This is a genomic window from Candidatus Synechococcus spongiarum SH4, assembly GCF_000586015.1.
GTDB lineage: Bacteria > Cyanobacteriota > Cyanobacteriia > PCC-6307 > Cyanobiaceae > Synechococcus_B > Synechococcus_B spongiarum_F.
The window spans coordinates 1-4,336 of the sequence record NZ_JENA01000145.1; the positions used below are offsets into that span (position 1 = coordinate 1).

Here is a 4,336-nt window from a genome sequence, read left to right on the forward strand (position 1 = left end):
CCTTCATCACCCATCACGGTGACGGCGCCCACGAGGACGACGATGGACGACACGGCATGGCCCTTCCGGGTCAGGAGGATGGCGGACCCTCGACCCATACCGGGGATGTTCCGGTGATCAGGATCACCTTGCCCATGGGGTTGCCGCAAGCATTGATGGGGAGAAGGGTGGGGATGGGGACCGCGAGGATCGAACTCGCCTAAGGCGGATTATGAGTCCGCTGCATTCACCAGATTGCTAGGCCCCCATGGCGCCATTTCACCAGCCTCGTCACCGGCCAATGGCGCCCGCCCCACCGAGCTTAGGCTACAGGCTTTGCTCCTGAGCCAGAAGCCAGGCCGTCACCACACGGGTGGCCTGGCAGTCGTCGTGGTTGTATTCCAGGATGCGGCGCAGGTCATGGTCATGCCCATGACGACGCCAGTGGCGCCACCACAACACGGCGCGGGCCCCCTCCGCGTTGGGCTGGCGCCACCGGAACCCCAGCCATGTGGCCACACTCTTGAGGCCATAGCTGCTGAGGGGCAGCACCCATTGCTGACGCAGCAACTGATGCACGTCCATGAGGCGCTGCTGCAAAGTCTCCCGTGAAGCGGCGCTGGCGCCAGCCCGGCGGGCTAGGCGCAGCAGTTCAACCCGCTCCGTTTCCCCGTAATGCAGCAGGGGCCAGTCTGGAAAACGGCTCAGCAGACCATGGATGCGCCGCCAGCAGCAGCCGTCGCCCTGGTGGGGCAGACAGAGAACGGGATGGTGTTGTGGGGAAGCGCCCGTTGGGTCCAACGTCAGGTTCAACGGCGCCCCCGGATCCGGTCGGGTCCAGATCAGAAAGCCATGGAGGTAGTTCTCGCGAGCGTCTGGATCCGCCTCGATGTCGTAGAAGAGCACCCCCGGAACCTGATGAAGCCGTGTCGTCAGGCTGTTCCGGATCGATGGGACGGCGTCGGGGCGGCGCTGCGCCTGTCGGCTCTGCTGACTCCGGGCCTGGAGCGCCAGGGCGGCGGCCAAGGCATTGTGGTGGTCCACTTGGTTGGGATGCCCCTCCCGAGCCAGCGCCTGCCCCAGCCGGAGCGGATCGCTTCGGGCCAACTCCGCAATGGTGTGGATCTGCAACCGGATCAACTGGCGACGGCGGCCCGCCCCCACACCGCTCACGTCCCCCAGATGGCCACTGGCGGCGGCATGGGCATTGCAGGGCCGCCGCCAACTGCAGATGGCGCAGCGTTTGCGTTCTGCAATCAACTCCGGGGGGTGGGGTTGGCTCAGCCCAACGGCCACCTCCTCCAGCAACTGGTCAAGCTGGGGCTGCAGAGGGTCCAAGGACACCTGTTGGCAGGCCCCATCGCCACTCAACACCAGGCCATGGGGGGGACACTGCCCTTGAAAGCCTTGCAGAAGGCGCCCCAGAAAGGCCAGGCATAGCCGTTGTTCGCGGTTGATGAAGCGGCCTGTGCGCACCAGCAGCGGCACATAGCTCCATGGTCCGAACCGGCTCTTGGCGTCGTCACGGCGCAGCAGCAGGGGGATCCGCCCCCTCAGTTGGAAACGCCCCTCCCGCGCCAGAAGTCGCAGGCCCTGGATCGCGGCTGCGCCCCGCAAGGCTTCCGGGGTGCCCCGCGCCATGACCAGACCACGGCCCGCGCCATAACGACTGAGACACCGCTGCTCCTGGCCCAACTGAACGGCCCGCTGAGGATGCCAGGTTCGCCGGGAGGGGTTGTCATGGAGATCCTGCCAGGCCTTGCGGGGGCAGCGCAGCCAACTCCGCAGCAGCCGGTCGCTGATCACCAGGCCGTCACTCTTCAACAGTCACCAGCCCCGTATGCTGCTGCGTCCTGTCCACCGCCCAGGTTGGCGTCATCTTCAGCCCCGGTTCAAAAGAATCCATACGGACAACCAAGCAACTCCCACCTGGTCATCCTAGATTCCCTGCAAGAGACACCTTCGGGATGCACCTCAGCCAGTTGCAACACCCCAACCAGCTCCATGGGCTGACCGTTCCGGACCTGGAGCAGATTGCGCGGCAGATTCGCGAGAAGCACCTGCAGACCGTATCCACCAGCGGTGGACACCTGGGACCGGGTTTGGGGGTTGTGGAACTGACCCTGGCGCTCTATCAAACCCTGGATCTGGACCGGGACCGGGTGTGCTGGGATGTGGGCCACCAGGCCTATCCCCACAAGCTGATCACCGGCCGTTATCACCGCTTCCATACCCTGCGGCAGAAAAACGGCGTTGCCGGCTACCTGAAGCGCAGTGAAAGCCCCTTCGACCACTTCGGGGCGGGCCATGCCTCCACCTCCATCTCCGCAGCCCTGGGCATGGCCCTGGCCCGGGATCGCAAGGGAGAAGACTACAAATGTGTGGCGGTCATCGGTGACGGCGCCTTGACCGGCGGCATGGCCCTGGAGGCCATCAACCACGCCGGCCATCTGCCCAAAACCAGGCTGCTGGTGGTGCTCAACGACAACGATATGTCCATCTCGCCGCCGGTGGGGGCGTTGTCAGGCTATTTGAACAAGCTGCGCCTGAGTCCGCCCATTCAATTCCTCAGTGACTCCATGGAGGAAAGCGTGCGCCACCTCCCCTTCCTGGGGGGGGAGCTTCCCCCCGAACTGAGTCGCATCAAGGAAGGCATGAAGCGGTTGGCCGTGCCCAAGGTGGGCGCAGTCTTTGAAGAGTTGGGCCTCACCTACATGGGTCCCATCGACGGCCACGACATCTCCGCCATGATCCGCACCTTCACGGCGGCCCACAACTGCGAAGGCCCCGTGATGGTGCATGTGGCCACCACCAAGGGCAAGGGCTATGCCTATGCCGAGGCCGACAAGGTGGGCTATCATGCCCAATCCAGCTTTGATCTGGCCAGCGGCAAGGCGAAGCCCAGCACCAAACCCAAGCCCCCCAGCTTTTCCAAGGTGTTCGGCTCCACCCTGGTGCGCATCGCCGAGCACAACCCCCGGGTGGTGGGCATTACGGCGGCCATGGCCACGGGCACGGGGCTTGACCTGCTGCAGAAGGCCTTACCGGATCAATACATTGATGTGGGCATCGCCGAGCAACATGCGGTGACCCTGTCCGCCGGCATGGCCGCCGAGGGGTTGCGACCTGTGGTGGCCATTTACAGCACCTTCCTGCAGCGGGCTTATGATCAGGTGATTCACGACGTGGGCATCCAGAAGCTGCCGGTGGTGTTCGTGCTGGATCGTGCCGGTGTGGTGGGGGCTGACGGTCCCACCCATCAAGGCCAGTACGACATCAGCTATCTGCGGGCAGTGCCCAACTTCACGGTGATGGCCCCCAAGGACGAGGGGGAGTTGCAGCGCATGTTGGTGACGGCCCTGGCCCATGACGGTCCTGTGGCCATGCGGATCCCCCGGGGCAGTGGCGTGGGTGTGCCCCTCCTGGAAGGCGGATGGCTACCTCTGGAGATGGGCCGTGGGGAGCAGTTGGCGGCAGGGGATGACCTGCTGATCGTCGCCTACGGGACCATGGTGAAGCCCGCAATGGACACTGCAGGGCTGCTCCAGGAGCACGGCATCCATGCCGCGGTGGTCAACGCCCGCTTCCTGCGCCCCATGGATCAAGCCCTGCTGTTGCCTTTGGCGCAACGCTGTGGCCGGGTGGTCACCATGGAGGAGGGCACGCTCCTGGGGGGCTTCGGCTCGGCCGTTCTGGAAATGCTTCAGGACAACGACTGCCTGGCGCCGGTACAACGCTTCGGCATTCCGGACCGACTGGTGGACCACGCCAAACCCCAGGAAAGCCTCCAGGATCTGGGGCTGACCGCTCCCCAAATGACGGACGCCATTCTGGGCAAACTGGCGGCCTGCAAAAAATCCCCAGAGTTGGTGGCCACACTGTGAAGCTGTGGACCAACCGCTGGGGATTGAAAACGATGGGACAGGGGGAGACAGGCAGAGGCTAAACGAGCTTCAGAGCAAGCCCTGGGCCGCCAGCCCCTGGATGGCCCCCAGGCCAAGCACGTGACCAAGGCTGGTGGTCCCCAGCACGGCGCCAGCACTGAAGCCGCCAAAGAACTTGGCGTCACCAGGCATGGCCGGCCCCACGTCGGGTTGCTGAATGGTGGCCTTCCCAATGGCAATGGCGGCCACGTTGCACGCCAGCATCACCATGCCCACTACAGGAGTCCAGGTGACGGTTGCGGGAATCAGAGCAAAGAGTGGTTCAATCAAGATCCTGGTCCTCCAAACAATGTGAGCACAAGGTGCTGTGACATTTTTGCCAATCACATCAACCAAACCCACCCTTCCGCCGATGCCTGTAAGACTTGTTCATCTTTTGTTCGCATCTTCCCCGGACTCTTGCCGCTGACGGC

At 64.2% G+C, this 4,336-nt stretch carries 3 protein-coding genes and 1 tRNA gene; 1 reads left to right on the forward strand and 3 read right to left on the reverse strand.

What is annotated here, in order from left to right:
* Positions 1 to 174 precede the first annotated feature (174 nt).
* Together BG35_RS0106960 and BG35_RS0106965 are read right to left on the reverse strand one after the other, a co-directional pair.
* Positions 175 to 247: transfer RNA gene (locus BG35_RS0106960), tRNA-Ile, on the reverse strand.
* Positions 248 to 306: 59 nt separating this feature from the next.
* Entirely contained in the window at positions 307 to 1,803 is a 1,497-nt protein-coding gene (locus BG35_RS0106965) for a TM0106 family RecB-like putative nuclease (RefSeq protein ID WP_025782268.1), read from the reverse strand.
* 143 nt (positions 1,804 to 1,946) lie between these two features.
* Between BG35_RS0106965 and dxs the strand changes: the two genes are divergently transcribed.
* Positions 1,947 to 3,863, forward strand: coding sequence for a 1-deoxy-D-xylulose-5-phosphate synthase (gene dxs, locus BG35_RS0106970; protein ID WP_025782269.1), 1,917 nt, complete (start codon positions 1,947 to 1,949; stop codon positions 3,861 to 3,863).
* 69 nt (positions 3,864 to 3,932) lie between these two features.
* Here dxs and psaK read toward each other — a convergent pair whose 3' ends face one another.
* A complete protein-coding gene (gene psaK, locus BG35_RS0106975) occupies positions 3,933 to 4,193 on the reverse strand; it encodes a photosystem I reaction center subunit PsaK (RefSeq protein WP_025782270.1) in 261 nt (86 codons plus the stop codon).
* Positions 4,194 to 4,336 lie beyond the last annotated feature (143 nt).